Annotated in this window: 4 protein-coding genes; 1 reads left to right on the forward strand and 3 read right to left on the reverse strand. The window is 52.2% G+C overall.

The features are described 5' to 3' along the window. Positions 1-22 precede the first annotated feature (22 nt). Both E1297_RS03470 and E1297_RS03475 read right to left on the reverse strand, forming a co-directional pair. Positions 23-673 carry a hypothetical protein gene (locus tag E1297_RS03470; RefSeq protein ID WP_155133919.1) on the reverse strand — a complete coding sequence of 217 codons (651 nt, stop codon included), beginning with the start codon at positions 671-673 and terminating at the stop codon, positions 23-25. 110 nt (positions 674-783) lie between these two features. Then, positions 784-1,497, reverse strand: a complete 714-nt coding sequence (locus tag E1297_RS03475; RefSeq protein ID WP_155133922.1) for a hypothetical protein — start codon at positions 1,495-1,497, stop codon at positions 784-786. A 577-nt stretch (positions 1,498-2,074) separates the two neighbouring features. Between E1297_RS03475 and E1297_RS03480 the strand changes: the two genes are divergently transcribed. After that, entirely contained in the window at positions 2,075-3,157 is a 1,083-nt protein-coding gene (locus E1297_RS03480) for a site-specific integrase (RefSeq protein WP_155133925.1), read from the forward strand. Positions 3,158-3,212: 55 nt separating this feature from the next. On the opposite strand, the gene E1297_RS49055 is transcribed toward E1297_RS03480, so the two are convergent. Then, on the reverse strand, positions 3,213-3,436 hold a 224-nt coding region (locus E1297_RS49055), incomplete at its 5' end, for a hypothetical protein (protein ID WP_196223176.1).

Here is a 3,436-nt window from a genome sequence, read left to right on the forward strand (position 1 = left end):
GCGTGAACTTTTGAATCAGACTCTAAGGCGTCGGTGTATTAATTCCGAATTCTTCCTCTAGAATGCATTTTAGTGCATCTGCGTTCTTGAGTGCGCCTAGGTCTATTTCTTTTGTGTATTCTTCGGCTTCAATTCTGAGTCTAGGAGCATCCGCGATAACCTTGATCTCTCGGTCTCCATTCGAAATGAGTATCAGATCCTGTTGGCCCAATCTGCCGCCCTCCGGGTTGATTGTCACCTCCAGCTCACCGCATGTTTCTCGGTATTCTCCGATTGCCTTTAAGAGATAACAGACGCCTGTATTGCTTGCTGTTCCGGCGGGGATATCTATTGGGACCAAAGGTGCATTTGGAGCACCAATCTTCTCCATCACCGCATCTGCTATGGTGTCTTTGTTGTAGTTTTCGCCCAACGTGCCGAAAAGGCAGTGTAGGACCGGGCCAAACTCCGATAGATCCTCTGTTTCCCAGATTGTTTCGTGCAATCCAATGTAGAAAAAATCGGGGTGAACCTGAACGTAATAAGGGCTATCCTTGCCGTCCTTTTTGAAACTGAGGGTTATATCCTCCTCATTTAAATACTCCGGAATCTCAATAACCATCTGATATCCCGCTCTTTCGGCGGAAAATTTTAGGTCAGCAAAAGTTGTTTGCAACATCTTGGTTGTCGGCATGATGACTCTCCATTGGTAGATATGGATTAGCTACATGTCGCTGCGCAACCTACAATACAAACGCCGGCCGACAGGACGTCTCTACGATTCGTTCATTTGCTCTGCCTGGGCTAAATGATGCCAATCGGCCGAATTTCCATGCGATCCACGACATCGCAGAACACTTCCCGCCCTGCGGACACGAGGTCGGTTATGTTCGCGGGCAATGCAAGGAAGCCACCATTCGTTTCAACAACCTCTTCGCAAATCCTGGTGATCGCCGTAGCTGTTTGAGTGTTGGTGTGGAATTTGTGAACGGCCAAGGCGGTGATCGCCTTCTCTTTCACGTTGTTGATGATTTCTCCGTCGGAATCGATTGCTGCTAGCACCGGGTGAGCGCATGTGAGCAAACCTGCGAAGACGGTTGATCCAATCGTTTTCCGTACCATGCCCATATTGGCATCGGCGACCGGCCATACATTGTCGAGGTGGCTCGACAAATGTTCGATGGCGATCTGAGCCATCTCGTCCTCGGTGCGCTCAACCATCAGGACATCGGCACCGAGAACAACGACGCAGTCCATGTCGTTGATGTCGGTTTCACAGATCGCCTCGGCCGCCATGTCCAGATCCGGATCGACGCCCTTGGCGCTGATGAAGCTCTCTCCATCGTATTCCGGCATCGGGAGCACGTGGAAGACCATCGTATCGTCCTTAAAGATGGCGTCGACGCTTTCCTTGTAAAGACTGGCCATCTCCATAGCGATCCGATCCGTCTCGGATGCGGCGATGTTTTGGACAGCGGCTTCCTTCATCGCCTTATTGAGACCGAACTCTGTACTCATGTGGACACAAACCTCGCATTTGGCTTGGCTCGTCAACTTATTAATTTTCGACGTAACCCTGTTGTAACATCCCAACGGAAGCTAGCCTGTCATAACTTCCGTTGTCTCTGATCTTTGAGTGACCGAAATCGCCAACCTACACATCGGCTCGACGCTCGTTCACCTCGACTTCACACTCTCCTCTTTCAACTTAACGTCCGATAACCTTCCTTATCGGACGTCAGGAACTCGAACCCGTATTCCCAAATCACCCCCAGGTATTTAGCCGTCTTTTGACGGCATCAACGCGTTGGGCAGATCGGAGCTATCCGAATTGAAACCCTCTTAAGTTCGATAGGCCAGCAGGACTGCCCCATAGGGAATGCTTCGTAGACATTTTTTACGAAGAAAAAAAGAGAAAAGTTTGATTTTTTGCCGGTTCCGCGGAATTAAAGTTAATGGGCTGTTTAGGTTTCGTGATCAAGTTGATGGATTCACTCAAGGAATTAACGACTCGTCAATCCGCTTACCTAACGGCGCTCTTGCGGTTTGGTGAATTTCGAAACGAGTCCTTAATATATAAGGCATCGTGGATGAAATGAGGTTTCGGATCTTGCAGGTTGAGGATTTCGAGGGCGAATCGAGAAGTTTGACAACGGATGTCATGTCCGGTGGTTCCTCTCTTGCGCTTATTGATGCCAAAACCCGAGAACGCTTGAAGAACATCATCGAGGACGGCACGCCGCTCAACACGAAGAGGGCATATGCGTCCGACATTCGCTACTTCTGGGCATGGTGTTCCGTCATCGGATTCTCCGACGAACCCGTTCTGCCTGTTCCGCCCGAACTCATCATAAGGTTCATCACTGATCACCTTGAGGGCATGGAACCGGAACATGACCAGGAAATGATCGCCCGCGGCGTGAAGTCCGTCTCCGGAAAGCACGCTATCACGACGATCGACCGACGCCTTGCAGCTCTCAGCTCCTATCATAAGGTCAAAAACCTTCCATCTCCTTGTTCCGATCCCGCCGTCAGTCAGATCATGTCTAAGGCCCGCAAGGCGGCCGCTCGACGCGGATATCGTCCAAAGAAGAAGAAGGCAGCGGTTCGAGATGTCCTCGACATGCTTCTGGAGACCTGCGCTGCCGGGCGGGCCATCGACATTCGGGATGAGGCGTTGCTTTTGTTCGGTTGGTCGACTGGCGGCCGACGTCGGTCGGAGATCGCCTCGGCTCGCATAGAGGATCTTGAGCCTGTAGGTGACGACTTTCTTTATCACCTGGGTCTCACGAAAACCAATCAGTCGGGAGACGAGGACAAAACCGTTCCAGTTGCCGGACGCGCCGCCGAGGCTATGCGCGTCTGGCTGGAGGCGTTTGACCTCTCCGAGGGGCCGATCTTCCGCGCCATTGATCGGCATGAGAACATTTCGACAACATCTCTCGACGGGCGATCAGTTGCCCGCATCGTCCAAGCCCGTGCTCGTCTGGCCGGGTTGGATCCCTCTTCTTTCGGCGGACATAGTCTGAGGTCTGGTTTCATTACCGAGGCTGGCCGACGTGGAAGCAACCTCTTCGATGCCATGGCGCTATCGACGCACAAGACAGTCCAGATCGCCGCAGGATACCATCAGGCTGGGGCATCCCTTCATAATGAAACCGCCCGCATGGCCGACTAATCAGGAATTCTTTCCGGTGACTACTCCCCACCCTTCCGGTGAGGCTTCTTGCTTCTCAGGCTGCAACGGACATTAAGCCCAAAGGACTTCCCGCCAGATTCGACAGTTCCTCAAGGTAGGCATCACGGCTCTGGATGTACTGATCGAGGTCGAGGCGGAACTGACCATAGAAATTAACCCACTCAAGGTTACCGACTTCGGGCGGGTCATTGACCACATAGTACTTTCTCAGCGCCGTAATCGCGTCGAGTCCGGCCAAAACCCCATCGGGTTCCGAGA

The sequence above is a fragment of the Roseibium sp. RKSG952 genome (genome assembly GCF_009711355.1).